General features: G+C 74.0%; 24 protein-coding genes and 1 pseudogene. 13 read left to right on the forward strand and 12 right to left on the reverse strand.

The features are described 5' to 3' along the window. Positions 1-114: 114 nt before the first annotated feature. The 3 genes from LQ51_RS21745 to LQ51_RS21755 all read left to right on the forward strand — a co-directional run bounded on the left by LQ51_RS21745 (position 115) and on the right by LQ51_RS21755 (position 2,382). Entirely contained in the window at positions 115-318 is a 204-nt protein-coding gene (locus LQ51_RS21745) for a transcription antiterminator/RNA stability regulator CspE (RefSeq protein ID WP_007464836.1), read from the forward strand. Between the two features lie 218 nt (positions 319-536). Then, positions 537-1,925 carry a DEAD/DEAH box helicase gene (locus LQ51_RS21750; protein ID WP_046568524.1) on the forward strand — a complete coding sequence of 463 codons (1,389 nt, stop codon included), beginning with the start codon at positions 537-539 and terminating at the stop codon, positions 1,923-1,925. Positions 1,926-2,190: 265 nt separating this feature from the next. Beyond that, on the forward strand, positions 2,191-2,382 hold the full coding sequence (locus LQ51_RS21755; protein ID WP_046568588.1) for a hypothetical protein: 192 nt from the start codon (positions 2,191-2,193) through the stop codon (positions 2,380-2,382). A 178-nt stretch (positions 2,383-2,560) separates the two neighbouring features. On the opposite strand, the gene LQ51_RS21760 is transcribed toward LQ51_RS21755, so the two are convergent. The 4 genes from LQ51_RS21760 to LQ51_RS21775 all read right to left on the reverse strand — a co-directional run bounded on the left by LQ51_RS21760 (position 2,561) and on the right by LQ51_RS21775 (position 5,803). Continuing rightward, a complete protein-coding gene (locus LQ51_RS21760) occupies positions 2,561-2,902 on the reverse strand; it encodes an RrF2 family transcriptional regulator (RefSeq protein ID WP_231605825.1) in 342 nt (113 codons plus the stop codon). Positions 2,903-3,088: 186 nt separating this feature from the next. Continuing rightward, positions 3,089-3,973, reverse strand: a complete 885-nt coding sequence (locus tag LQ51_RS21765; RefSeq protein WP_046568529.1) for an ABC transporter permease — start codon at positions 3,971-3,973, stop codon at positions 3,089-3,091. Continuing rightward, positions 3,963-4,742 carry an ABC transporter ATP-binding protein gene (locus tag LQ51_RS21770; protein ID WP_046568531.1) on the reverse strand — a complete coding sequence of 260 codons (780 nt, stop codon included), beginning with the start codon at positions 4,740-4,742 and terminating at the stop codon, positions 3,963-3,965. Before LQ51_RS21770 ends, LQ51_RS21765 begins: the two co-directional genes overlap by 11 nt. Next, positions 4,739-5,803, reverse strand: coding sequence for an ABC transporter substrate-binding protein (locus LQ51_RS21775; protein WP_046568591.1), 1,065 nt, complete (start codon positions 5,801-5,803; stop codon positions 4,739-4,741). The genes LQ51_RS21770 and LQ51_RS21775 overlap by 4 nt, the downstream gene beginning before the upstream one ends. Before the next feature lie 229 nt (positions 5,804-6,032). Between LQ51_RS21775 and LQ51_RS21780 the strand changes: the two genes are divergently transcribed. Genes LQ51_RS21780 through nudC form a run of 3 tightly spaced genes read left to right on the forward strand, consistent with a single transcriptional unit; the run spans position 6,033 to position 9,671 of the window. After that, the gene (locus tag LQ51_RS21780; protein ID WP_046568533.1) at positions 6,033-7,343 is read left to right on the forward strand and encodes a M16 family metallopeptidase; all 1,311 of its coding nucleotides are present in this window, start codon (positions 6,033-6,035) and stop codon (positions 7,341-7,343) included. 14 nt (positions 7,344-7,357) lie between these two features. Continuing rightward, positions 7,358-8,695 (forward strand): M16 family metallopeptidase, encoded by a 1,338-nt coding sequence (locus LQ51_RS21785; protein ID WP_046568536.1) that lies wholly within the window; start codon positions 7,358-7,360, stop codon positions 8,693-8,695. A gap of 31 nt (positions 8,696-8,726) precedes the next feature. Beyond that, a complete protein-coding gene (gene nudC / locus LQ51_RS21790) occupies positions 8,727-9,671 on the forward strand; it encodes an NAD(+) diphosphatase (RefSeq protein WP_046568538.1) in 945 nt (314 codons plus the stop codon). Positions 9,672-9,885: 214 nt separating this feature from the next. Here nudC and LQ51_RS21795 read toward each other — a convergent pair whose 3' ends face one another. From LQ51_RS21795 to LQ51_RS21805, 3 genes are all read right to left on the reverse strand, one after another. Continuing rightward, positions 9,886-10,161 carry a hypothetical protein gene (locus tag LQ51_RS21795; RefSeq protein ID WP_046568541.1) on the reverse strand — a complete coding sequence of 92 codons (276 nt, stop codon included), beginning with the start codon at positions 10,159-10,161 and terminating at the stop codon, positions 9,886-9,888. Positions 10,162-10,371: 210 nt separating this feature from the next. Beyond that, entirely contained in the window at positions 10,372-10,611 is a 240-nt protein-coding gene (locus LQ51_RS21800; protein WP_046568543.1) for a DUF397 domain-containing protein, read from the reverse strand. A 72-nt stretch (positions 10,612-10,683) separates the two neighbouring features. Then, positions 10,684-11,661: a helix-turn-helix domain-containing protein gene (locus LQ51_RS21805; RefSeq protein WP_046568544.1), complete on the reverse strand. Its 978-nt coding sequence runs from the start codon at positions 11,659-11,661 to the stop codon at positions 10,684-10,686. A 226-nt stretch (positions 11,662-11,887) separates the two neighbouring features. Between LQ51_RS21805 and LQ51_RS21810 the strand changes: the two genes are divergently transcribed. After that, positions 11,888-13,174, forward strand: coding sequence for an MFS transporter (locus tag LQ51_RS21810; RefSeq protein ID WP_046568546.1), 1,287 nt, complete (start codon positions 11,888-11,890; stop codon positions 13,172-13,174). 68 nt (positions 13,175-13,242) lie between these two features. On the opposite strand, the gene LQ51_RS21815 is transcribed toward LQ51_RS21810, so the two are convergent. Beyond that, positions 13,243-13,485, reverse strand: coding sequence for a mycoredoxin (locus tag LQ51_RS21815; RefSeq protein ID WP_046568593.1), 243 nt, complete (start codon positions 13,483-13,485; stop codon positions 13,243-13,245). 91 nt (positions 13,486-13,576) lie between these two features. Between LQ51_RS21815 and LQ51_RS21820 the strand changes: the two genes are divergently transcribed. The 3 genes from LQ51_RS21820 to LQ51_RS21830 all read left to right on the forward strand — a co-directional run bounded on the left by LQ51_RS21820 (position 13,577) and on the right by LQ51_RS21830 (position 16,622). Continuing rightward, on the forward strand, positions 13,577-15,724 hold the full coding sequence (locus LQ51_RS21820) for an ATP-dependent DNA helicase UvrD2 (RefSeq protein ID WP_046568548.1): 2,148 nt from the start codon (positions 13,577-13,579) through the stop codon (positions 15,722-15,724). A gap of 137 nt (positions 15,725-15,861) precedes the next feature. Next, on the forward strand, positions 15,862-16,116 hold the full coding sequence (locus tag LQ51_RS21825) for a hypothetical protein (RefSeq protein WP_046568549.1): 255 nt from the start codon (positions 15,862-15,864) through the stop codon (positions 16,114-16,116). 140 nt (positions 16,117-16,256) lie between these two features. Continuing rightward, complete coding sequence (locus LQ51_RS21830; protein WP_046568551.1) at positions 16,257-16,622, forward strand: WhiB family transcriptional regulator; 366 nt, start codon at positions 16,257-16,259, stop codon at positions 16,620-16,622. 304 nt (positions 16,623-16,926) lie between these two features. Here LQ51_RS21830 and LQ51_RS21835 read toward each other — a convergent pair whose 3' ends face one another. The 3 genes from LQ51_RS21835 to LQ51_RS33495 all read right to left on the reverse strand — a co-directional run bounded on the left by LQ51_RS21835 (position 16,927) and on the right by LQ51_RS33495 (position 19,767). Continuing rightward, on the reverse strand, positions 16,927-18,273 hold the full coding sequence (locus LQ51_RS21835) for an ABC1 kinase family protein (protein WP_046568553.1): 1,347 nt from the start codon (positions 18,271-18,273) through the stop codon (positions 16,927-16,929). Then, entirely contained in the window at positions 18,270-19,397 is a 1,128-nt protein-coding gene (locus LQ51_RS21840) for a TOMM precursor leader peptide-binding protein (protein ID WP_046568556.1), read from the reverse strand. The genes LQ51_RS21835 and LQ51_RS21840 overlap by 4 nt, the downstream gene beginning before the upstream one ends. Positions 19,398-19,599: 202 nt before the next feature. Continuing rightward, positions 19,600-19,767 (reverse strand): DUF5679 domain-containing protein, encoded by a 168-nt coding sequence (locus tag LQ51_RS33495; RefSeq protein WP_007464795.1) that lies wholly within the window; start codon positions 19,765-19,767, stop codon positions 19,600-19,602. A 490-nt stretch (positions 19,768-20,257) separates the two neighbouring features. Between LQ51_RS33495 and LQ51_RS21845 the strand changes: the two genes are divergently transcribed. The 3 genes and pseudogenes from LQ51_RS21845 (at position 20,258) to LQ51_RS21850 (ending at position 22,704) form a co-directional block, all read left to right on the forward strand. Continuing rightward, positions 20,258-20,788 carry a M48 metallopeptidase family protein gene (locus LQ51_RS21845; RefSeq protein ID WP_046568557.1) on the forward strand — a complete coding sequence of 177 codons (531 nt, stop codon included), beginning with the start codon at positions 20,258-20,260 and terminating at the stop codon, positions 20,786-20,788. Between the two features lie 1,052 nt (positions 20,789-21,840). Further along, positions 21,841-22,086: pseudogene (locus LQ51_RS34590) on the forward strand (hypothetical protein); the annotation flags it as partial. Further along, on the forward strand, positions 22,084-22,704 hold the full coding sequence (locus LQ51_RS21850) for a hypothetical protein (RefSeq protein ID WP_369799883.1): 621 nt from the start codon (positions 22,084-22,086) through the stop codon (positions 22,702-22,704). The pseudogene LQ51_RS34590 and the gene LQ51_RS21850, both read left to right, overlap by 3 nt. Positions 22,705-22,751: 47 nt before the next feature. Here the strand turns inward: LQ51_RS21850 and LQ51_RS21855 are convergent, their stop codons facing one another. Next, positions 22,752-23,954, reverse strand: a complete 1,203-nt coding sequence (locus LQ51_RS21855) for a zinc-dependent metalloprotease (RefSeq protein WP_052745026.1) — start codon at positions 23,952-23,954, stop codon at positions 22,752-22,754. Between the last annotated feature and the right edge of the window lie 58 nt (positions 23,955-24,012).

Genomic DNA, 24,012 nt, shown 5'->3' on the forward strand with positions numbered 1-24,012 from the left:
TCCGGACGGGGCGACCAGCAGCGACAAGCACCCGTGCGATCCCCGCGCGGCGTGCTCCTCTCCCGGTCCCGCAACAGGTGCGGGGCCGACCGTTCCGTCAAGGAGACGAAACACATGGCAATTGGCACCGTCAAGTGGTTCAACGCTGACAAGGGCTTCGGCTTCATCACCCCGGACGGCGGCGGCGCCGACGTCTTCGCCCACTTCTCGGCGATCCAGTCCTCCGGCTACCGGAGCCTGGACGAGAACCAGCGGGTCGAGTTCGAGGTGACCCAGGGCCAGAAGGGCCCGCAGGCGGAGAACATCCGCCCGCTCTGATCTTCGGATCACCCAGCACCATCCACCGCGCCCTCAGGGCACGGTGACGGGTCCGGTCCGCCGCGCCGCCCCCGCTCCGGCGGGGGGCGCGCGGCGGCGGGCCGGCCCGTACCCCCTTCGGTTCGTGCTTGTGAGTCCCGGCGGACGAGTCCGCCGGTCGACAGCGCCGCTTCCGGCGCCTCCCTCGACACGTGCCGCGTCGAGGAAGGCATTTCCGCATGACCATGACCGTTCCCACGTTCGCCGCGACGGGCCTGGCGCCCGCGCTGCTCGCCGAGCTGTCCACGCAGGGCATCACCGAGCCGTTCCCGATCCAGGCGGCCACCCTGCCGGACTCGCTGGCCGGCCGGGACGTGCTCGGCCGTGGCCGTACCGGCTCGGGCAAGACCCTCGCGTTCGGGTTGCCGCTGCTGTCCCGTACCGCCGGTCGCCGGGCCCGCCCGGGGCGCCCGCTGGCCCTGGTGCTGGTGCCGACCCGTGAGCTGGCCCAGCAGGTGACCACCGCGCTCGCCCCGTACGCCCGCGCGGTCGGGCTGCGCTGCGCCACCGTCGTGGGCGGCCTGTCGCTGCAACGGCAGGCGGACGCGCTGCGGGCCGGCGCCGAGGTGGTCGTGGCCACCCCCGGCCGGCTGCACGACCTGATCAACCGCGGTGACGCCCGGCTCGGCGAGGTGGCGATCACCGTGCTCGACGAGGCCGACCAGATGGCCGACATGGGCTTCCTGCCGCAGGTCACCAAGCTGCTGGAGCAGGTCGCGCCGGACGGCCAGCGGATGCTCTTCTCCGCCACCCTGGACGGTGGCGTGGACAAGCTGGTCCGCCGCTTCCTGACCCGGCCGGTGTCGCACTCGGTCGATCCGGGCACCGCGACGGTGACCGCGATGACCCACCACGTGCTGCACGTCGACGCGGTCGACAAGCCGGCCGCGCTGACCCAGATCGCCGCCCGGGAGGGCCGCACCATCCTCTTCATGGGGACCAAGCACCGCGCCGACCGGCTCGCCCGCCAGTTGCTCGCCAAGGGGGTACGCGCCGCCGCGCTGCACGGCGGCAAGTCGCAGCCGCAGCGCACCCGGATCCTGGAGCAGTTCCGGACCGGCCAGGTGACCGCGCTGGTGGCCACCGATGTGGCGGCCCGGGGCATCCACGTGGACGGGCTGGACATGGTGGTCAACGTGGACCCGCCGACCGAGGCGAAGGACTACCTGCACCGGGGCGGGCGTACCGCGCGGGCCGGGGAGTCCGGCACCGTGGTCACGCTGGTCCTGCCGGAGCAGCGCCGGGACGTCTCGCGGCTGATGAACGTGGCCGGGATCAGCCCGCGGACCGCCCAGGTGCGCCCGGGCGACGCGGAGCTGACCCGGGTCACCGGGGCCCGGGAGCCCTCCGGCGTACCCGTCACGATCGTCGCCGCCACCTCCGCACCGGCGGCACGGTCCGGGGCGCCCCGGGGACGTCGGGCGGCCGGCGCCGGCGGCCGGGTCAACACCGGCTCGGGCCGGGGCGCCGCCCCCGGCCAGGGCGCCGAGGTGGCCGACGCCACCCCCCGTCCGGCGCACCGCCCGTCCGGTCGCCGCCGCCGCTCGCCGCGCCCCCGTACCGCCTGATCCGGACGCCGCCGTGTCCGGTGCCGCCCGGCCCCGGGCGTCATCGTCCCCGTCGGGGCTGGTGCCGTCTGGTTCCGAGGGTGACCGTTCCGCCGTGGCCGGTGCCGCTTGATGGAGGTGTCACCGGCCCCGCCGCTGCTCGAAACTGAGTCGGGGATCAGCGGTGGTCGGGTCCGATGGGCGACTGTTCCAGGGCTCGACCCCGCCGATGCTGGACCCGGGGGAACGCGGTCAGGCCGGACGGCCGGACCCGGGAGGGGTGGCCATGACGGGGGAAGCCGGCTCGGCAGCGCTGCGCGAGCTGCTGCTGGTCGTCGCGGTAGCCGCGGCGGGACTGCTGTTCGCGATGATGGCGGCGTTCGCGCCCTGGCATCCGGCCGCGTCGGGCGACGCCCGGGCGGAGGTCGTCGAGCTGCACAGCCCGGTGTCTCCGCCCGACGGGCCGCCCGGAAGCTGACCGCGTGCTCGGTCGGCCGCGCGGAGTCAACGTGGCCTTGAGACCGATATGCCGCTGCGGCATAAAGATGCCTGAGAGGCATAACGGCTTCACGTCTTGTCGGGGGCGGCACGTGAGCGTGCCGCGCCGGTCCGACCCATCGCCCGGCCGGGTCCCACTTCCCACACCGGGGCGGCGGTCAGGAGGTGGTGGCATGGTCGGCCAGCAGGTCGGCCAGAGTGGTCCGGTCGACCACCTGGGCGATGGCGCCGTCGACCGCGAGCCACACGTCGTGCAGTCCGGTCGCTACGCCGTGGTAGCCGGCGCGGTCCAGGGGCAGGCCCCGGACGCTGGTCAACGCCCCGCCGACGGCGCGTAGCACGTCCCCGACGCTGATCTCCCCGGCCGGGCGGGTGAGGGCGTAGCCGCCCTCGGTGCCGCGGTGGCTGTGCAGCAGCCCGGCCCGGCGCAGGTCGAGCAGGATGCCCTGAAGGAAGCTGAGCGGGATGTGCTGGCTCTCGGCAAGGCTGCCGGCCTTCACCAGCTCACCACCGGGCCTCCCGACGCCGGACCCCGCGCCGCTGGACCTCGCGCCCTCGGTCCCCGCGCCACCAGACTCTGCGCCGCAAGACCCCGCGCCGCCGGATACCCCCTGCGCGGGAGATCCGGCGGCGACGGCGAGCATGGCCCGCAGCGCGTAGTCGGCCCGCGCGGAGACGTACACGGGTCAGGAACCGGCCTGGTCCAGCACGCCCCACCGGCGGCGGATCGCCTGGTCGGCCGCGCCGAAGGCGGCGTCCACCAGCAGGCCCACCACCAGGATGACGATCATGGTGCCGAGCAGCCACGGTGCGTCGGACAGCTCGCGGGCGTAGGTCAGCTGGGCGCCGAGCGAGGTGGTCGAGATGCCCACCACGATCAGCTCACCGGCCATCAGGCTGCGCCAGGAGAACGCCCAGCCCTGCTTGAGTCCGGCCACGATGGCCGGCAGCGCGGCCGGCGCGATGACGTACCGGTAGAGGTTCAGGCCGCGGGCGCCGAGGTTGCGGCCGGCCCGCACCAGCAACGGCGGGACGTAGTCGACGCCGCTGATCACCCCGTTGGCGATGGACGGGGCGGCGCCCAGCACCACCACGAAGAAGATGGCCTTCTCGCTCAGCTCGAAGAGCAGGATGGCCAGCGGGAACCAGGCGATGGAGGGCATCGTCTGCAACGCCGTGATCATCGAGCCGATCGCCGCGCGCAGCACCCGGGACCGGGCCACCGCGAGGCCGACCAGCAGGCCGACGCCGACCGAGAAGAGGTACCCGACGGCGGCGCGGCGCAGCGTGGTGGCGAGGCCCTGCCAGAGCTGGTCGGTGCCGGCCTGGCGGAGCAGTTCCTGCCCGACGGTGACCGGGCCGGGAAGGGAGTATTCCGGCTTCCAGCCGCTCCAGACCACGAGCTGCCACGCGCCGAGCGCGATGGCCAGCGCGGCCAGCTTCGGCCAGGTGGCCGACCAGAGCCGGGCGGCCCGGGTGGTCGTCTTCTGCCGGCCGGCGATCTCCAGGGCGTCCAGGCCGGAGAGTTCCGCGTCGGTGCGCGGGGCGCCGCTGAGCGTGTCACTGGCCATGGCGGCCCACCTCCGTACGCAACCGGTCGGTGACCTCGGCGGCGATGGTCGCGACCTCCGGCGAGTCGATCCGTCGGGGCCGGGGTACGTCGACCCGGGTGGACCAGATGATCCGGCCGGGCCGGCTGGAGAGCAGGATGATCCGGTCGGCGAGCCGGGCCGCCTCGCGCACGTTGTGGGTCACGAAGAGCACGGTGAGCTTCCGTTCCGACCAGATCCGTTCCAGCTCGTCGTGGAGGATGTCCCGGGTCATCGCGTCGAGCGCGCCGAACGGCTCGTCCATCAACAGGACCGGGGTGTCCAGGGCGAGGGTGCGGGCCAGCGCGACGCGCTGCCGCATGCCGCCGGAGAGCTGGTGCGGGCGCTTGCGCCCGAAGTCGGCCAGGTGGACCGTACGCAGCAGCTCGGCGACCTTGGCCCGGCGCTCGGCCCGGGGCAGCCGGCGCAGCCGCAGCGGCACCTCGACGTTGGCCTCGACGGTGAGCCAGGGGAAGAGGGCGGACTCCTGGAACATCAGGCCCGGGTTGACGCCGTGGCCCAGCTCGATCCGGCCGCCGCTGACCCCGTCCAGCCCGGCGACCAGGTTGAGCAGGGTGCTCTTGCCGCAGCCGGAGGCGCCCACGAGGCAGACGAACTCGCCGGGCTCGACGTCGAGCGACACCTCGTCCAGCGCCAGGACGGCCTGGTCGCCGTGGCCGTACACCTTGGTCACGCCGCGCAGCGCGACCGAGCCGGTCGCGCTGCGCGGGGCCGTCGTGGTCGACGTCATGGCTGGACGACCTCGGACTTGCCCTGGGCCTTGAGCACCTCGTTGAGGTACGTCAGGTCGTAGAGGCCGTTGAGGTCGACCGGCTGGGTCAGTCCGACGGCGACCGCGTGGTCCAGGCCGGTCTTCAGCGAGGCCGGGATCGGGTCGTTGGTGAACTCCAGGGTGGGCCAGGCCTGCTTGATCAGCTTGAGGTCCAGCGGCTTGCCGGTGATCTTGCCGATGTGCTCGGAGATGGCCTGCTGGGCCTCGTCCGGCTTGCTGTTGACGAACTCGTTCGCCGCGACCTGCCCCTCGACCAGCTTCTTCACCACGTCCGGGTGCGCCTTGAGGAACTTGGTGCTGACCAGCAGGTTGGTGATGACGAACTTCCGGTCCGGCCAGAGGTCGCGCTCGTCGACCAGCACCTTGCCGCCGGCGTTGAGCAGCCGGGAGACGAACGGCTCCGGCACCCAGGCGCCGTCGATGGCACCGCTGCCGAAGGTCTCGACGGTCTGCGCGTTCTCCTGCGGGATGACCTTGACGTCGCCACCGCCCTCCTTGGTGGTCTGCAGGCCCTTCTCCTTGAGCCAGAAGCGCAGCGCCACGTCCTGGGTGTTGCCGAGCTGCGGCGTGGCGATCTTCTTGCCGCGCAGCTGCTCCGCCGAGGTGATCTCGGGCTTCACCACCAGCGCGACGCCGCCGGACGCGGCACCGGAGATGACCCGGACGGCCTCGCCCTTGGACTTGGAGAAGGCGTTCACGGTCGGGTTCGGACCGATGTACGTGGCGTCGAGCGCGCCGGAGAAGACCGCCTCGATGGCGGCCGGGCCGGCGTTGAACGTCTTGGTCTCCAGCGTGACGTCGCTGCCGAGCTTCTGGGCGAAGATGCCCTTCTCGACGCCGACCAGCGCGGGGGCGTGGGTGATGTTCGGGAAGTAGCCGAGGCGCAGCGTCACCGGGCCGGCGTCACCACCGGCGTCGGAGGCGTCGTCGCCGCAGGCCGCGCTGGTGCCCAGGGTGGCCGCGCCGACCACGGCGAGGGTGGCGAGGGAGACCAGCCGGCGGAACGGGAGCCGTCTCATCATGATTCCAATCCACAGTATTCCTACTTAGTTGGTAGGAAGAGTGGGGCAGTTGGTGAGCGGCGTCAAGACCCATCCACGATCCGGGACGGCGGACCTGGAGAATCTCGGTAATTCCCACCTGATCGATGGAGTACGCGGCACCGGTCGGCCCAGCGTCGGGCGGGCCGGACGGGGCACCCGGGCACACCGCCGGTGCGGCCGGTGCCGGCACGTTAGGGTCGAGGACGTGCCGACGCGGAGAGCCAGCATTCCAGCGACGAAATACCCGGTCGAGCGGTTCACCCTCGACAACGGCCTGCGGGTGGTGCTCACCCCCGACCGCAGCGCCCCGGTCATCGGGGTGGCGGTCGTCTACGACGTCGGCATCCGCTCCGAACCGGAAGGGCGCACCGGCTTCGCCCACCTCTTCGAGCACCTGATGTTCCAGGGCTCGGAGAACCTCGAGAAGCTCGCCCACTTCCGCCACGTCCAGGGCGCCGGCGGCACCTTCAACGGCTCCACCCACCTGGACTACACCGACTACTTCGAGACGCTGCCGAGCAACGCCCTGGAACGGGCGCTCTTCCTCGAGGCCGACCGGATGCGCGGCCCCCGGCTGACCGAGGAGAACCTGCGCAACCAGGTCGACGTGGTCAAGGAGGAGATCCGGGTCAACGTGCTCAACCGCCCGTACGGCGGCTTCCCCTGGCTGACCCTGCCGCCGGTGATGTTCGACACCTTCCCCAACGCCCACGACGGCTACGGCTCGTTCGACGACCTGGAGTCGGCCACCGTCGCCGACGCCGCCGACTTCTTCCGCCGCTACTACGCCAGCGGCAACGCGGTGCTCGCGGTCAGCGGCGACATCGACGTGACCGAGGCGACCGCACTGATCGAACGGCACTTCGGGGATGTGCCGGCCCGCCCCGCGCCGCAGCGGCCCGACTTCGCCGAGCCGGACCTCACCGCCGAGCGGCGGCACTCGTACACCGACCGGCTGGCGCCGCTGCCCGCGGTGGCCGGCGCCTGGCGGGTGCCCGACCCGGTGACCGACTTCGCCGGCTACCTGCCCTACGTGGTGCTGGCCGAGGTGCTCACCGACGGGGACGCGTCCCGGCTGGTCGAACGGCTGGTCCAGCGGGACCGCACGGTCACCAGCCTCGGCGGCTACCTGGGCTTCATGGGTGACCCGTTCGACGTCCGCGACCCCACCGCGCTGCTGCTCCAGGCCCACCTGCCACCCGGCGGGGACGTGGACAAGGTGCTGCGCACCGTCGACGAGGAGCTGGACCGGCTGGCCACCGACGGGCTCACCGAGGGGGAGCTGGCCCGTACCCAGGCCCGGATGGCCACCCACCTGCTGCGGGACACCGACGCGGTGCTCGGCCGGGCGCTCCGGATGGCCGTGCTGGAACAGCAACGCGGGGAGCCGGGCCTGCTCAACGAGCTGCCCCGGCTGGTCGGCGAGGTGACCGAGGAGCAGGTCCGCGCCGCCGCCGCGACCCTGCGCCCGCAGCGCCGCGCGTCCATCGAGGTCATCGCCGGAGGTGCCCGGTGAGCGGAGGAGAACCAGTGACGGCCACCGCGGAGACCGCTACCCGCCCGCTGCCGCCGCTCGGCCCCAACCGCCGGCTCAAGCTGCCGAAGCAGGCCGAACGCACGCTCGACAACGGGCTCACCGTGATCGCCGTACGCCGGCCCGCGGTGCCCCTGGTCGAGCTGCGGCTCTGGATGCCGTTCGGCCGTGCGCACCTCGCCCGCGGCGCGATGCTCGCGCAGACCATGCTGGCCGGCACCGCCGAGCTGACCGCCAACCAGATCGCCGCCGAGCTGCAGAAGGTGGGCGGCGGCCTCTCCGCCGGGGTCGACCCGGACCGGCTGATGCTCTCCGGAGCCGGCCTGGTCACCGGCCTGGACCGGATGTTGGAGATCCTCGCCGACGTGCTGACCGGGGCCACCTACCCCGGTGACTGGGTGGAGACCGAGCGGGACCGGCTGGTCGACCGGATCCAGGTCGCCCAGAGCCAGCCGGCGCACCTGGCCCGGACCGCGCTGCTCAAGCGGATCTACGGGCGGCACCCGTACGCCGTGCAGACGCCCGAGCCCGACCAGGTCCGCGCGGTCCGCCCACCGGTCCTGCGCAAGCTGCACAGCGAGCGGGTGCACCCGGCCGGGGCGGTGCTGGTGCTGGTCGGCGACGTGCAGCCGGAGCGGGCGCTGGACGCCGCCGAGCGGGCGCTGGCCGGCTGGGGCGGGGACGGGCACAGCGCCGACCTGCCGCCCGCGCCGCCGCTGGAGCCCGGGCCGCTGCTGCTGGTCGACCGGCCCGGCTCGGTGCAGTCCTCGCTGCGCCTCGCCCTGCCCGCGGTGCCCCGCACCCACCCGGACCACGCCGCGCTGCAACTGGCCAACCTGGTCTTCGGCGGCTACTTCTCCTCCCGCTGGGTGGAGAACATCCGGGAGGACAAGGGCTACACGTACGGGCCGCACTCGCTGGTCGAGCATTCGGTCGCCGGGTCGGTGCTGGTCGCCGGGGCCGAGGTGGCCACCGAGGTGACCGCACCGGCGCTGCTGGAGACCATGTACGAGCTGGGCCGGCTGGCCGCCCTGCCGCCCAAGCCGGAGGAGTTGGAGCAGGCCCGCCAGTACGCGCTCGGCACGCTCCAGCTCGGGATGTCCACCCAGGCCGGGCTGGCGTCGCTGACCAGCGCGTACGCCGGAAACGGGCTGCGCCTGGACTTCCTCGCCGAGCACGCCGCCCGGCTGGCCAAGGCGACCGTGGACGACGTGGCGGAGGTGGCGGCGCGCTACCTCGCTCCGGCCCGGGCGGTCACCGTGGTGCTCGGTGACGCCGAGCGGGTCGCGGAGCCGCTGGCCGCGCTGACCGCGGTCCGTACGGAGTCGGCGTGAGCGAGCGGACCAGCCGGCCCGGGGCGGGCGTGTGAGCGAGGACGCCCCGCCGCTGGCCCGCGCCACCCTGGACCGGTCGGCGCACCGGCGGACCGACCCGGACTGGCTGGCCGAGGCGTGGGAGCGGGCCCGGGTGCTGGTGCTGGACTCGACCGACGGGGGGCGGGCACTGGTCCGCGGCCCGGCCGCCCCGCCCGAACTGGTGCTGGTCGGCGCCGGTGAGCTGCCCGAGGTGCCGCGTTCGGTGCCGATGTTCCTCGGCGTCGAGCCGGACGGCGTACCGGTCTTCGCGGTGGACTCCACCCTGCCGGAGCTCCCGGACACCCGGCGGGCTCACCTGCGGGAGGTGGGCCACCTCCTGGTCGACCGGGACGCGGGCATCTTCACCACCGCGCTCGCCCTGCTGAACTGGCACCGGCGGCACGGCTACTCGGCGGCCACCGGGCAGCCCACCCAGGTCGACGAGGCGGGCTGGTCGCGGGTGGACCCGACCGGCGACCGGACGTGGCCGCGTACCGATCCGGCGATGATCGTCCTGGTGCACGACGGGGTGGCCGGTCCCGACGGGCGCTGCCTGCTCGGCAACAACGCCACCTGGCCGCGGGTGCCCGGGGAGCGCCGTTTCTCCTGCCTGGCCGGCTATGTCGAGCCGGGGGAGTCGGCGGAGGCCGCCGTGCTGCGCGAGGTCCGCGAGGAGGTCGGCGTCGCCGTCGAGGAGATCCGGTACGCGGCCAGCCAGGCCTGGCCGTTCCCCGGCTCGCTGATGCTCGGCTTCCTGGCCCGCGCCGACGCGGACGCCCCGATCCGGGTCGACCCGGCGGAGATCGCCCACGCCCGCTGGTTCAGCCGTCAGGAGATCGGCGCGGCGCTGGCCGGCGAGCGGGTGCCCGTGGGCGGCGGGGACCGCCTGCTGCTGCCGCCCCCGTCGTCGATCGCGCTCTTCCTGGTCCGGCACTGGCTCGACGACCGGGCCTGACCGGCCGGCCGCCTCTTCCTGGTCGGCGCTGGCGCGACCACCGGGTCTGACCCGTCGAGGCGGGTGTTCGCGCGTCCCGGGCCTGGACACGGCCCCGGCCCGGGACCGTCGTTGCCGCGGCGGTCCCGGGCCGGGGACACGGGCCGCCGTGGTCGGGTGAGGCAAGGAACGCGGCGGGGGAGCCGGTCCGACCACGGCGGACGTCAGGAGCGGGTCAACTGCCGTCCCAGCGGTAGGACAGGGCCGGCACGGGAGCCGGATCGTCCACCGGCAGCACCTTGACCCGGTGCCGGCCGGCGCGGACGGCCCCCACGCAGGCCAGCGCCCGGGCCAGCACCAGCGCGGCGTCCCGGTCGTCGGCGTGGAGGACCTGGCGGCGCGGCTCCGGCGCGGTGGGCTCGTCCCGCAGCCGGCCGCCGTCGGCCCAGGCGGCCTCGAGGTCGGTGTCGGCGACGGATCGGATCTCGGTGCGGACGATCAGGAACCGCATGAGTGTCCCCCGGTCGGGATGGACGGGTACGCGCTGGAACTTCCACGTCACTCTCATCGACATGTTACGCCCGGTGAGCGTCCCAGCAAGTGAAACCCGACGATTGCTTGACGCTCTGACCGATCGGTGGAGCCCAGGTCAGCGGGGTTGTCCCGGGTGGACACGCGTCGGGGCCGCCGGCAACACCGACGGCCCCGACCACTCACCGGATCAGTTCAGGTCGAACTGGCCGTTCTTCGCGCCGGCGATGAAGCCCAGCCAGCCGGCCCGGTTGAACAGCAGCACCGGTCCACCGCGGTCCTTGCTGTCCCGCAGCGCCACCGCCGCGGGCCCGGTACGCAGGGGGGCGACCTCCACGCAGTTCGAGGTCTGGCTGCGGGTGCTCTTGCGCCAGGCGGCACCGGCAAGCTGCGGGGCGAGGCCGGACGCGCTGGTACGGATCTGGTTCATGTTCTGCTCCTGCTCTGGAGTGCTCCGATCGGGACGAGTGACGCCGCAGGCCGGACGGCCGGCTGTGCGCGATCACCGGTCCGTCGTCAGGCGCCCCGAGGCACGGCGGCGTTGGGCCGGCGCCGTTGCCGGGCCGTACGCCACTGTGGACTCGGCTGCCGTCTCGGGCCGTCCCGTCGCCTCGAAGAGCCAGGAGAGGGTGTCCGATGCGGAGAGCGCCGCCGAGCATAGCCACTCGAACACCACTTTATAGCGATTTAGGGTGTTTGCCTCGCTTGACATGACGTCGGTGAAGCCACCTTCGATGGCCAACGTCTCCGGGTCGAGCGGATCCGCAAACCGGTACACCGAGAACGCGGTCGGTGGCAGGTACCAGTCGCCGATCCGGGTGTCGCGCAGCAGCAGGCGCAGCGTGACGTTCGGCAGCATGGCCACCTCGCAGAGGTGGGCGAACTGGTCGTGCAGCATCTCCGGCGGGCCGGCCCGCCGGCCCAGCGCCGCCTCCTCCAGCACCGCCGTGTAGCGGGGCGCGTCGGGACGGGTCAGCAGCGACTGGCGGGCCTGGCGTGCGCGTACCTCGGTCTCCGGGTCCTCGGCGGCCTCCGGGTCGCCGGCCCGCTCCGCCACCCGGGCGGCCGAGATGATCCGGTGCCGGGCGTAGCCGGCGGTCTGGAGCAACCCGGGGACCAGCACCGGGTTGTACTCCAGGATCTCGGCGCAACCCGCCTCCAACTCGGCGAAGGCGCGCTGCTGCTCGGTCATCACCGGGAAGTTGCGCAGCCAGCCGCGCATGTCGCCGGCCTCCAGCGTGATCGCCAGCAGCTCCTCGCGCTGCTCGTCACCGGCGCCGTAGAGGTTGAGCAGGACGCCGACGTCGTCCGGGTCGGGGCGGCTGCGGCCGTTCTCCAGTCGGGACAGCTTGGACGCGGACGCCCAGCCGATCCGCTCGATGACCTGGTCACCGGTGAGGCCGGCCCGCTCGCGCAGCCGGCGCAGTTCGGTGCCGAGCCTGCGACGACGCAGGATCGGCCCTGGTGCGGCAGGAGGCACGGTGTCCTCTTTCCGTCGACCGCCGCGGGTCACGACGGTAACTGTATGGAATTCGCCCCCCACGGTCAGTATGGACGTCGCGACCGGCCCCGGAGGTTCCGGTGCGGGCGTGTCTCGCGACAAAAAGAGGACTGTGGAGGGGTGTTCGAGCGCCGGACGGGGAGGTCCGGGCCGGCCACCCGCCCCCGACGCGCCCGCCGCGGCGCATCCCCGCCGGAGGGAACCGATGCGCACCGTCCTGCGCCGCCCCGACTTCCGCCTGCTCTTCGTCGCCGTGCTGGCCAGCATGGCGGCCGAGTCCGTACTGCTGCTCGCCCTCGCCGTCTGGGTGAAGGACCTGACCGGCTCCGACGGCATGGCCGGCGCGACCATCTTCGCCATCATCGCGCCGATGACGCTGGCGCCGCTGGTCGGCTGGCTGGTCGACCGGTACCGCCGCCGGCCGTTCTTCGTGGTCGCGAATCTCAGCGCGGCGGTGCTGCTCTGCCCGCTCTTCGCGGTCCGGGACCGGGCCGACGTCTGGGTCATCTACGTGGTGGCGGCGCTGTACGGGCTGTCGTACATCGCGTTGAGCGCGGTGCTCAGCGGACTGATCCGGCAGCTGATCCCGAGCGACCTGCTGGCCGACGCGAACGGCCTGCTGCAGACCGTCCGGCAGGGCCTACGGCTGGTCGGGCCGCTGGCCGGCGCCGGGCTGTACGCCGCGGTCGGCGGCTGGCTGCTGGCCGCCCTCGCGATGCTCGGGTTCCTCGTCGCCGCGGCCGTGGTCGGCCTGCTCCGGGTCAGGGAGAGCGCGCCGTCCGGTGCCGACCTGCGCTGGACCGCCGAGCTGGGGGCGGGGCTGCGGCACCTCTCCGGCGAGCCGGCGCTGCGCCGGGCCCTGCTCGGATACGGGCTGGGCTCGCTGGTGATGGGCTTCACCGAGTCGTTGATCTTCGCGTACGTGGACCAGGGGCTGGGGCGCGACGCCGCGTTCGTCGGCGTGCTGGTCACCGTGCAGGGGTTCGGCGGGCTGGCCGGCGCGCTGCTCTCGGCGACCGTGGTGCGCCGGGCCGGCGAGGTGGGCGCGCTCGCCGCCGGGGTGACGTTCTTCGGGCCGGCCGCGCTGGCCCTGGCGTACCCCCGGCTCTGGCTCGGTGTGCTGGCGTTGCTGCTGGCCGGGCTGTCGCTGCCGTTGACCATGGTCGGGCTGAACACGCTGGTCCAGCGGCGCACCCCGCCGGGCCTGCTCGGCCGGGTCGCCGCCGCCGCCGAGGCGCTGGTCAGCGGCCCGCAGGCGCTCTCCATCGGCACCGGCGCGCTGCTCGTCGGCGTCCTGGACTACCGCCTGCTCTTCGCCCTGGTCGGGCTGACCACCACCGCCGCCGGCCTCTACCTCTGGCACGGCCGCCGGCTGACCCCGCCGCCCGCTCGAACCGGCACCCCGCCGCCCGTCGTTCCCCGCCCGCGCCGGCCGCTGCCGGCCGTCGATCATGAGGTGGTGGTGCCGACCCGCCGGCAGCGCGTGCGCTGAACCGGGCCCGAACGGCACCGAGCGGCCGGCCCGTAAGGGCGGCCGCTCGGCGCGAGCGTGCGAGGCGGTCAGCGGGTGAGGCTGGCCAGGTGCTCCTTGACCTGCTTGATCGAGGGGTTGGTCAGGGCGCTGCCGTCGTCGAACTTCAGCGTCGGGACGGTCTGGTTGCCGCCGTTGACGCTCATCACGAACTCCGCGGCCGCGGGGTCCTGCTCGATGTCGACCACCTCGTACCCGATGCCCTCCCGGTCGAGCTGCGACTTCAGCCGGTGGCAGTAGCCGCACCACGAGGTGGAATACATCGTCAACATGGTCAGGTCCTCCAAGGGGTGGCTCGCGCCCGGTCCGGTCAGGCCAGGCTAACGGCTGCAACGTCGGCGGGGCCTGGGATGATTCCTGGCTGTGGTGGTTCACTCAGCGGCGGACGGGGTGCTGGCCGGGCTCGACCCCGAGCAGCGGTCCGCGGTGACCGCCCCGGCCGGCCCGGTCTGCATCCTGGCCGGCGCCGGCACCGGGAAGACCCGCGCGGTGACCTCCCGGATCGCCCACCGCGCGCTCACCGGCGACATCTCCCCCCGGCACGTGCTGGCGGTCACCTTCACCGCCCGCGCCGCCGCCGAGATGCGGAGCCGGCTCGCCGCGCTCGGCGTCGGCGGCGTCCAGGCGCGCACCTTCCATGCGGCGGCGCTGCGCCAGGTCCGCTACTTCGCGCCCCGGCTGCTGGCCGGGCGGGCCATGCCGGAACTGCTGGACAGCAAGGTCCGGGTGGTCACCCTGGCCGCCGCCAAGGTGGGCCTGCGCGCCGACCGGGCCGCCGCCCGCGACCTGTCCGGCGAGATCGAGTGGGCCAAGTCGTCGCTGGTCGAGCCCGGTGAGTACGTGGTGGCCGCGGCGAAGGCGCTGCGCGAGACCCCGTACGAGCCGGCGAAGGTGGCCGAGGTCTTCGCCGCGTACGAGCGACTCAAGCGCGGCAACGGGGTGATCGACTTCGAGGACATGCTGCGCGCCGCGGTCTGGGGGATCGAGGAGCACCCGGACGTCGCCGAGCAGGTGCGCGGCCAGTACCGGCACTTCGTGGTCGACGAGTACCAGGACGTCAACCCGCTCCAGCAGCGGCTGCTCGAGGCCTGGCTGGGCGGCCGGGACGACCTCACCGTGGTCGGCGACGCCAGCCAGACCATCTACACCTTCACCGGCGCCACCTCGACGTACCTGGTCGACTTTCCGCGCCGGTACCGGCAGGCCACGGTGGTCCGGCTGGTCCGCGACTACCGCTCCACCCCCCAGGTGGTCGGGCTGGCCAACGCGGTGATCTCCCAGGCCCGGGGCACCGAGGCCCGGCTGCGGCTGGAGCTGCACGGCCAGCGCCCGCCCGGCCCGGACCCGGAGCTGCGGATCTTCACCGACGAGCCGGCCGAGGCCAGCGCGGTGGCGGCCCGCTGCCGGACGCTGGTCGAGGCCGGCACCCCGGCCCGGGAGATCGCGGTGCTGTTCCGCACCAACGCGCAGTCCGAGGCGTACGAGAAGGCGCTCACCGAGGCCGAGGTGCCCTACGTCGTGCAGGGCGCGGAGCGCTTCTTCGAGCGGCCCGAGGTGCGCCAGGCGATGATCGCGCTGCGCGCCGCCACCCGGTCCATCCCGGGGGAGACCCCGCTGCCGACCGCCGTGATGGAAGGGCTCGGCGCGGTCGGCTGGGCCCGGGACACCCCACCGGCCGGCGGCGCCGCGCGGGAGCGGTGGGAGGCGCTCTCCGCGCTGGTCCAGCTCGCCGAGGAGTACGCGGCGACGCCCGCGGTGGTGCCGATCGGCGAGGCCGCTTCGGTCGAGCGGCCGGTGACCCTGGCCGACTTCAACGAGGAGCTGGCCCGGCGGGCCGCCCAGCAGCACGTGCCGACGGTCGAGGGGGTGACCCTGGCGTCGCTGCACTCGGCCAAGGGGTTGGAGTGGGACGCCGTCTTCCTGGTCGGCCTCGCCGAGGGCACCCTGCCCACCACGTACGCGAAGACCCCGGAGCAGGTGGAGGAGGAGCGGCGGCTGCTCTACGTCGGCGTCACCCGGGCCCGGCAGTGGCTCTGGCTGTCGTACGCGGCGGCCCGCTCGCCGGGGGGCCGGGCCCGGCGGCCCTCCCGCTTCCTGCCCCAGCTGGACCGGTCCGGTGGCGGCGAACGGGCCGGCGCGGGCCCGGCCCGGCGCGCCGAACGGCGGCGCAGCCAGGTGGTCTCCTGCCGGATCTGCGGCGCGACCCTGCTCGCCGGGGCGGACCGGAAGCTGGGGCGCTGCCCGACCTGCCCCTCCGATCTGGACGAGGAGCTGTACGAGCGGCTGCGCGAGTGGCGGCAGCGGGTCGCGGAGGCGCAGAAGGTGCCGGCGTACGTGGTGTTCACCGACGCCACCCTCACCGCGCTGGCCGAGCGGAAGCCGGGGCGGGTCGAGGAGCTGATTGCGATCGCCGGGATCGGCCCCCGCAAACTGGGACTTTACGGGGATACCGTGCTGGCGCTGGTGGCCGGCGCCGGGGTCGACGACGTCTGCCCGCAGAAAAGTTTCTAAATCTCGCGGTAAATCGTTTGCCCTCGCCCGAGGGCGAGGCATAGCCTCATGACACACCTCGCGAGCGGCGCCATTCTGGCTGCTCAAGGGGGATGAGTCCAATGGTCGATTCGAGGAACGTGAGGGAGGTGGCACCCGTGAAGATCTTCACCTATGAGCGTCTGGCGGCGATGCCAGCTGCCCGCGCTCCGCAGTCGTCCGTCCGGGTGGCCCGTGCCGCCCGACCGTCGGCTCCGCAGGTGCACCAGGCCCAGGTTCAGGCCGAGCTGAACCGGACCGTTGCGCCGCTCGCGGAGTTCGAGGGGACCAGTGGCTTCACGGGCATGGGCATCGGTGTCGTCAAGAAGCGCATGGATGTCCGCGGCGTTCCACCTCGAGGTAGACCGGTCTGACCACCAGACCACCGGCTCACCTCGAGGCCGCGGAACCCGCACACCGGGATCCGCGGCCTCAGTTTTTTTGCACCGCCGTAGTGCCGAAGTACGTCGGAATCCGATCCACGAGATCGAAGTGAGAGAGAGGTGACCGGAGGATGAGTCTGGCGTTGGCCCCACTCGACGTGAGCGTCGAGGTGGAGGCGAACCTGCCCTGCCGGAAGTTCGACCCCGACCTGTGGTTCTCCGACTCGCCCGCCGAGCTCGAGCTGGCCAAGTCGCTCTGCGGGGACTGCCCGCTGCGCGTCGAGTGCCTCGCCGGGGCGGTGGAGCGGGCCGAGCCCTGGGGCGTCTGGGGTGGCGAGATCTTCGAGCGTGGCGCGGTCGTCCCGCGCAAGCGGCCCCGTGGCCGTCCGCGCAAGGAGGACGTCGCCCGTGACGCCCAGCTCCGGGTCGAGGCGGAGGCGCGACTGGCGGCCAGTGGGCTGTCCGAGTCGCGCAACACCGTCCGGCTGGCGGCCTGACACACCCCGTTCCGCACATCCGCCGGTGATCCCCACCGGCCCGCGAAGAAAGTCGAAACCGATGCTGCACCTGCCGAATGGAACCGAGATGCAACTACTCCACGAAGCGTTGTCCCGGGCTCGAATGCCCCGGCCTCAGGCCGGTCGCACCACCACGAGCACTGAGGCAACCCGTTCCGCCCGTACCGTCGCCATGCGTGGCCGCCGTGAGTCGGCCCGCGACCTGGGCGCTCTCTAGATCGCTACCTGAGGGAAGGGGCGGTGACCGGATGGTCACCGCCCCTTCGGCGTACGGCGTCCCGGGTCAGCCCACCGCCGCGAAGCCGGGCAGCCAGCGCTCCAGGATCGCCCGGTAGGGCGCCTTCGCCTCCAACTGGCAGAGCACCCCGATCGAGCCCAGCGTCACCCGGTGGATCATCAGGTACGACGGGGGCAGGTTGAGCTGGCGGCTCAGCTGGAAGGCGGGCGAGCGAGGGCTGGCCAGCCGGGTCGCCTCGGCGCGCAGCCAGGCCCGGGTGAACCGGAACTCGGGCTCGGCGACCGGCGCCAACATCGGTTGCAGGTACTGCAGCAGTGCCGGCGCGTCGATCGGCTCGGTCTGGCTGACGAAGCCCTCCTCGCGCAGCCCGGCCACCACCCCGTCCGCGTCGCCCCGGATCGCCAGCGCGGCGATCCGGCCGATCGGCTCGGGCGTGCCCTCCGGCATCCGGGCCACCGCGCCGAAGTCGATCACGCCGAGCCGCCCGTCCGGCAGCAACCGGAAGTTACCTGGGTGCGGGTCGGCGTGCAGCAGCCCGGCCCGCATCGGCGCGGAGAGGTGCAGCTCGGCCATGAGCAGGCCGGCCCGGTCGCGCTGCTCCTCGGTGCCCTCCCGGATGATCTCCGACAGCGGGGTGCCGGTCACCCATTCGGTGATCAGCACCCGGGGCGAGGCGTCCAGCACCTCGGGGATGTAGATGTCCGGGTCGTCGGCGTACGCGGCCGCGAAGGCCCGCTGCGACTCGGCCTCCAGCTCGTAGTCCAGCTCCTCGGTGATCCGCTCACGCAGCTCGACCAGGAGCGGCTTGACGTCCAGCCCGGGCTGGATCGCCCGGAACATCCCACCCAGCCGGGAGAGCTGCTTCAGGTCGGCGAGGAGCGCGTCGCCGGCGCCCGGGTACTGGATCTTCACGGCCACGTCCCGGTGGCGTGGGCCGCCGTTCGGCCCGTACCCCGGATCCCGCCAGACCGCGCGGTGCACCTGGCCGATGCTGGCCGCGGCGGCCGGGGTGTCGTCGAACTCCACGAACCGGTCCCGCCAGTCCGGCCCGAGCTGCTCGACCAGCACCTTGTGCACGGTGGCGACGGGCAGCGGCGGGGCGGCCTCCTGGAGCTTGGTGAGGGCCTGCCGGTAGGGGGCCGCGATCTCCTCCGGTAGCGCCGCCTCGAACACCGACAGCGCCTGGCCGAACTTCATCGCACCGCCCTTGAGCTGGCCGAGCACGCTGAACAGCTGCTCGGCGGTGCGTTGCTGGATCTCGGCGGAGATGACGTCGGACGCGAGGCCGGTGACCCGCTTGCCCATGCCGAGGACGGTCCGACCGGCGAAGCCGAGCGGCAGAGCGGCGAGCTTGGCGGTCCGGGACACGGCGCGGCGCGGGATGTCGGTCACTTGGCCATTGTTACCGACTCGGAGGGCCCGCCGGTGGTCCGAAGCCGGAGCGGGTGGGGGCGGCCCGGGATCGGGCGACGCCCGGAGCACCGGCAGGAGGGGTGCGGCGGCCAGCGGCGGTGCCGGAACCGGCCGGCACCGATGATCTCCACCGCGCTGCCGAGGGTCTCCGGGACACCGCCGTCGAGGTGGGCCAGCGCCTCCCCGGCCGCGCACGCCACGGCCGCCAGCCGGATGCTGACGGCGCAGTCCGGGTCGGTGTCGTCGGATGCCAGCTGGGCGGCGAGCGCCGGCCAGTCCGGGTCGCGGTCGACCCGGTGCAGGTCCAGGCAGTTCAGGCAGGGGCCGACCGGCGGCCGGACCAGCGGACCGACCACCGGCACGCCGCCGCGCAGGTCCACCAGGAGGTGCGGCTGGCGGCGCTGGGCGTACCCGGTGGCGAGCAGACCGGCCGGCCGGTCCATGCCGAGCTGCACCACCAGGTCGACCCGGCCGCGACGGACCGCCCCGGTCCCGGTGCCCGGCGCGCAGCGGACCAGCGCGTCCCGGATCGCCGCGGCCAGCGGTCGGCCGACCTCGGCCGCGGTGAGGCCGGTCCCGATCAGGTCGGCCGGACGGACCGGGCCCGCCAGCGCCGCCGCCACGTGCCCCACGCCGGCCTGGGCCAGCGCCACGGCGATCGCCCCGCCGCCCCGGCCGGTGCCGGTGACCAGCACCCGGGCGGCCCGCCGCCGGCGGATGACCTGGGCCGGTGTGCCGGGCGGCGGGGCCACCGCGAGGGCCAGTGCGGCCGCCTCCCCGGCGAGCCGGGCGCGGACCGGCCCGGCCAGGTCGCGGGGGAGCAGGCTGTGCGCGGGTACGACGAGGCCGGCGGCCCGGAGCGTGTCGAGCAGGACGCGGGCCTCGTCCGGCGCCACCTGGACGGCGGCCGCGGCGGCGAGGACGGCCCGTTCGCTGCGGGTGCCGTCGAGCAGGTCGAGCAGCCGGGCGGCCCGGGGGTTGGCCACCTCCAGCAGTACCGCCCGGCCGGGCTCGATCCCCAGTTGGAGGGTGTGCCGGTCCCGCCAGAGGAGGGTGAGGCCGGGGAGCAGGACCGGGCGGGGCAGGGGAACGGGGTGTGGCATACCACGGATCGTTACCGTGTCCACGCTCTCCGTCGATCGTTGTCCACAGGTGCGCCGGGCTGTATCCAGGGTTGTCCACAGGACTGACCCGGGTTTTCCACAACCGGGCGGTAACTCTGTCGGTCAGCCGACAGTCAGCACCCCGGGACACGCCGCGGGGAGGGTGACCCGACGGCCACCCTCCCCGCGCGACCCGTACGGGTCAGACCTTGGCCTTGCCGAGAATGCGGTTCACTGTTGTGCCGCAGACCGGGCACTTGCCCTTGGCCATGTTCATGCCGGTCTTCGAGACCTCCACGTGCCCCTCGAAGTCCCGCTTCTCCTTGCACTTGACGCAGTAACCGTTGTAGGTCTGGGCCTGGTCGGCCACGGTAGCCCTCCTCGTCTCGTCCGCCGGGCACGCCGTCCCGGCGGTTTCCCTGCGGCGGGCCACGCGAGGCACCGGCGCCGGGGGGTTCGCGGTCACGCTCGTGACCGCTGGTTGGCGGACCCTACCCAGGTCTGGGCGAATCCATGTCAGCTGTGCGCCGACTCTGTGAGTTAGTCGACGTCTGGAAAGTCTGCACGCCGACTTAGGTCGGATAAGTGAGTTTGGCGGGGACACGCCGGGTGAATACGCTCAGATCCCCCTTCGGGCCGCCCCCGCGTAGCGGCCCGTCCGTAGATCACCTAACGTGTGCGGGGCCCGCAGGTGACGGCCGGAAGGGCCCGACGGGTCGCCCGCAAAGAAATTTTTCAGGACTCCTGACGACCAACCCCCATTTTCCGGGCGCGTGTCGTCGTGTTGACTCTTGCGGACCCCTGGTCACCACGCAGTAGCTTTCCCTCGTGACAGTCATTCGAGGCTGCGCGGACCGGTGATGGCCGGGACGCGGAAGCCCGTCGTCGAGGTACGGCGCAGCCAGCGCCGGCGACGCACGGTGTCCGCGTACCGGGACGGGGAACGGGTCGTCGTGCTCATCCCCGACCAGTTCTCCCGGGCCGAGGAGAGCGAGTGGGTCGACCGGATGCTCGCCCGGCTCGCCGCCCGCGAAGGCCGGCTGGCCCGCTCCGACGCCGAGCTGCTGACCCGGGCCAACCGGCTGATCAACCTCTACCTGTCCGAGTACGGTGCGGCCGCCGCCCCGGCCAGCGTCCGCTGGGTCACCAACCAGAACGGCCGGTGGGGCTCCTGCACCCCGGCCGACCGCACCATCCGGATCTCCCACCGGATCCAGGACATGCCCGACTGGGTGATCGACTACGTGCTCCTGCACGAGCTGGCGCACCTCATCGTGCCCAGCCACAACGCCTCGTTCTGGGCCCTGGTCGGCCGCTACCCCAAGAGCGAGCGGGCCCGCGGCTACCTGGAGGGCGTCGCCGCGGCGTCCGGCGTGCCCCTGACTGACTGACCCGCCTGCCGTTCCTCCGGGCGGCCGCAAGGCCCGGCGTTCGACATGGTGCTGCCGCACCGGTGGCCTACGGCGGCGAATCACCCGGCGCGCCATCGGGCGAGCGCTTACGGTCCCCGCAACCCGGCGTTGTCGTGGCGCGGCCGGGCGGCGTGGGGTCGGGCGGCGTGGGGTCGGGCGTCGTGCGGTCGGGCGGCGTGGGGTCGGGCGGCGTGGGGTCGGGCGGCGTGGGGTCGGGCGTCGTGGGGTCGGGCGTCGTGCGGTGTGCGGTCGGGCGGTGTGCGGTCGGGCGGTGTGCGGTCGGGCGGTGTGCGGTCGGGTGGTGCGGTGGGCCGGCGGGCACCGGCCTCGCGTCCGGCGTCGTCGTGGCGGCCGTGCGGCGCGCGACCAGGGGTGCGACGACCGGCGCGCGATCGGCCCGCGGTCGGCCGGTGCGCGATCAGGGGTGCGGCGGGTCGGCGGGCGCTGGCCCCGGCGAGGTCCGACGTGACTTCGCGGACCGCTACTGACCTGATGTCGTTAATGACTCGCGCGGTGATCCGTTTCCGCCATCAAGTCTGTAGCGGCGGCCAGGCGGGTTGGGGTGCGTGCGGGTTGGCTGGTGGCCAGGCGGGCAGCGCGGTCGGGCGGGTGGCGGTCAGGCGGGTTGGGGTGCGTGCGGGTTGGCTGGCGGTCAGGCGGGCAGCGCGGTCAGGCGGGCAGCGCGGTCGGGCGGGTGGCGGTCAGGCGGGCAGCGCGGTCGGGCGGGCTGGCTGGCGGTCAGGCGGTCAGGCGGGCAGCGCGGTCGGGCGGGCTGGCCGGCGGTCAGGCGGTCAGGCGGGCAGCGCGGTCCGAACGCGCCTCGGTGGAACGCCATGGAGGTCAACGGCGCGTTTTGACCGCCATAGCGTTCCACTCGGCTGGCTTAGGGGTGGCTCGGGGCGACTAACACGTGCGGCCGGGGCGTCGGAAGCCGCCATCCGTCGGCCGGCGCCCGGTGGTGTCCGGGGCCGGTTACGTCGGCCGGGGGCGGGTGCGCCGGGGTGGAGCAGGTGACGGGCTAGGGTCGACGGGTGGCCCGACGCGTGGTGGTGGCATTGCTCGCTCCGGTGGCCTGGACGCCGCCCGGCATCGACCCGGCCCGGTGGCGCACCGCGCTCGCCGAGGACGTCGTGGACCTGCTCGCCACGCTCAACGAGGTGGAGACCGCGGTCGCGGTGACGCCGGCGGACCGGTGGCTGGCCGACGCCGTGGTCTGGCCGGGCACCGCCGTGTACGAGGTGCCCGAGCCGACCGCCGACGCCGTCCTCGCTGCCCTGCCCGCCGCGCCACCCGCACCCGCGAACGCCGCGCCGGCTGAGGGTGCCCCGCCAACCGGGCCCATTGAGCCGACCGGGAGTGCCGCGTCGATCGGGGGCGCCCCAACCGGGCCCGCTGGGCCGACCGGGGGCGCCGCGTCGATCGGGGGCGCCCCAACCGGGCCTGCTGCGCCGACCGGGGGTGCCGCGTCGACCGGGGACGCCCCAACCGGGCGCGCTGGGCCGACCGGGGGTGCCGCGTCGGCCGGAGGTCCCGGGCTGGGCGGGTACGACCAGGCGGCCGTGGTGGTCGCGGACGCGCCCCACGTACCCGGGCTCGTTCTGGGCAAGCTGCTCCGGCCGCTCAGCAGCCGCCCGGTCGCGGTCGCTCCGGTCGAGGGGGACGGGCCGGGACTGCTCGGGGTGGCCGCCCGGCTGCCCGTGCCGGACTGGCTGCCGGCGCTGCACCTGGACACGGCGACGCCGGCCCAGGTGCGGGCGGCCGCCCCCGGGCCGGGGGACGTGGCGGTCACCGCGGGCTGGCGCCGGCTGCGCGGTCCGGGTGACCTGGGCAGCCTCGACCCGGCCGTCGAGGGCTGGGACGCCACCCGGGCGCTCCTCTCCGGCCGACCCGGCTGACGCGCGGGCCCGCACGAGTACTCGTGCGGGCCTCGCGGTGGGTCGGGTCAGGACTTGTCGTCGTCCTCGCCGGGGGTCTGCTCCTCCGGGGCGCCGGGGGCGGAGAAGTCGAAGGAGGCCAGCTCGTCGTCGAGATCGGCGCTGGTCGCCGCGAACGCCTCCGGGTTGGCGAAGTCGTCGTCGGAGGGGAGCAGGTCGGGGTGGCCCCAGACGGCGTCCCGGCCGGCGATCCCGCGCTGCTCGGTCAGCGCCGCCCAGAGCACCGTGGCCTCGCGCAGCCGGCGGGGCCGCAGCTCCAGCCCGACCAGGGCGGCGAAGGTCTGCTCGGCCGGTCCGCCGGCGGCCCGGCGGCGGCGGAACGCCTCGCCGAGGCGTACCACGTTGGGCAGGCGGTCACCGGCGGCGCTGTCGACGACGTGGCAGACCCAGCCCTCGACCAGCGCGAGCACGGTCTCCAGGCGGGCCAGCGAGGCCTTCTGCGCGGGAGTGTCCTCGGGCGTGAAGATGCCCTCCAGGGCGATCGCCTGCATCGACTCCGGGTCGGTCGGGTCGACCCGGCCCATCGCCTCCTCGATCGCCTCCCGGTTGACCCGGATGCCGGCGGCGTAGTTCTCCACCGCCGTCAGCACGTGCCCGCGCAGCCACGGCACGTGCTGGAACAGCCGCTGGTGGGCGGCCTCGCGCAGGGCCACGTAGAGGCGTACCTCGTCCTCCGGCAGCTCCAGGCCCTCGCCGTACGCCTTGATGTTGGCGGGGACGAGCGCGGCGGTGCCGGCCGGGCCGAGCGGCAGGCCGATGTCGCCGGCGGAGAGCACCTCGGCGGCGAGCGAGCCGAGCGCCTGGCCGAGCTGGCCGCCGAAGAGCGCGCCGCCCAGCGTGGCGACCATCGACTGCATCGGGCCGAGCTGGGCGCGCGCCTCCGGTGGCACCAGGTCGCCCATCGCGCCGACCATCCGGCTGGCCACCGGGTCGCAGAGCTTGCGCCACACGTCGAGGGTCTTGTAGATCCACTCGTTGCGGTTCCAGGCGACCGACGTCCGGATGCCGGAGGGCCACGAGGTGGCCGGCTCCAGCCAGAGGTCGGCGATGCGCAGCGCCTCCTCCACCGCGTTGCGTTCGAACGGCGAGACCGCCGGGTCGCCGGCGGCGGCGAGCTGGCTGGCGGCCACCTGGCGGGCGAGGTCCCAGTTGACCGGTCCGCTGCCCGGCGCGGAGAGCAGGTGCTGCAACTGCGACATGAACTGCTGCATCGCCGCGGGGTCGTTGGGGTCTGGTGGTTGACCACCCGGGAGCGCGAAGCCGAACGGA

The organism is Micromonospora sp. HK10 (assembly GCF_000982955.1).
GTDB lineage: Bacteria > Actinomycetota > Actinomycetes > Mycobacteriales > Micromonosporaceae > Micromonospora.

Excerpts from the sequence above, each read along its gene's own strand:
- LQ51_RS21745 (WP_007464836.1), top strand. The coding sequence starts at position 115 with ATGGCAATTGGCACCGTCAAGTGGTTCAACGCTGACAAGGGCTTCGGC.
- LQ51_RS21750 (WP_046568524.1), top strand. The coding sequence starts at position 537 with ATGACCATGACCGTTCCCACGTTCGCCGCGACGGGCCTGGCGCCCGCG.
- LQ51_RS21755 (WP_046568588.1), top strand. The coding sequence starts at position 2,191 with ATGACGGGGGAAGCCGGCTCGGCAGCGCTGCGCGAGCTGCTGCTGGTC.
- LQ51_RS21765 (WP_046568529.1), bottom strand. The coding sequence starts at position 3,973 with ATGGCCAGTGACACGCTCAGCGGCGCCCCGCGCACCGACGCGGAACTC.
- LQ51_RS21770 (WP_046568531.1), bottom strand. The coding sequence starts at position 4,742 with ATGACGTCGACCACGACGGCCCCGCGCAGCGCGACCGGCTCGGTCGCG.
- LQ51_RS21775 (WP_046568591.1), bottom strand. The coding sequence starts at position 5,803 with ATGAGACGGCTCCCGTTCCGCCGGCTGGTCTCCCTCGCCACCCTCGCC.
- LQ51_RS21795 (WP_046568541.1), bottom strand. The coding sequence starts at position 10,161 with ATGCGGTTCCTGATCGTCCGCACCGAGATCCGATCCGTCGCCGACACC.
- LQ51_RS21800 (WP_046568543.1), bottom strand. The coding sequence starts at position 10,611 with ATGAACCAGATCCGTACCAGCGCGTCCGGCCTCGCCCCGCAGCTTGCC.
- LQ51_RS21810 (WP_046568546.1), top strand. The coding sequence starts at position 11,888 with ATGCGCACCGTCCTGCGCCGCCCCGACTTCCGCCTGCTCTTCGTCGCC.
- LQ51_RS21815 (WP_046568593.1), bottom strand. The coding sequence starts at position 13,485 with ATGTTGACGATGTATTCCACCTCGTGGTGCGGCTACTGCCACCGGCTG.
- LQ51_RS21830 (WP_046568551.1), top strand. The coding sequence starts at position 16,257 with ATGAGTCTGGCGTTGGCCCCACTCGACGTGAGCGTCGAGGTGGAGGCG.
- LQ51_RS21840 (WP_046568556.1), bottom strand. The coding sequence starts at position 19,397 with ATGCCACACCCCGTTCCCCTGCCCCGCCCGGTCCTGCTCCCCGGCCTC.
- LQ51_RS21845 (WP_046568557.1), top strand. The coding sequence starts at position 20,258 with ATGGCCGGGACGCGGAAGCCCGTCGTCGAGGTACGGCGCAGCCAGCGC.
- LQ51_RS21855 (WP_052745026.1), bottom strand. The coding sequence starts at position 23,954 with ATGCAGCAGTTCATGTCGCAGTTGCAGCACCTGCTCTCCGCGCCGGGC.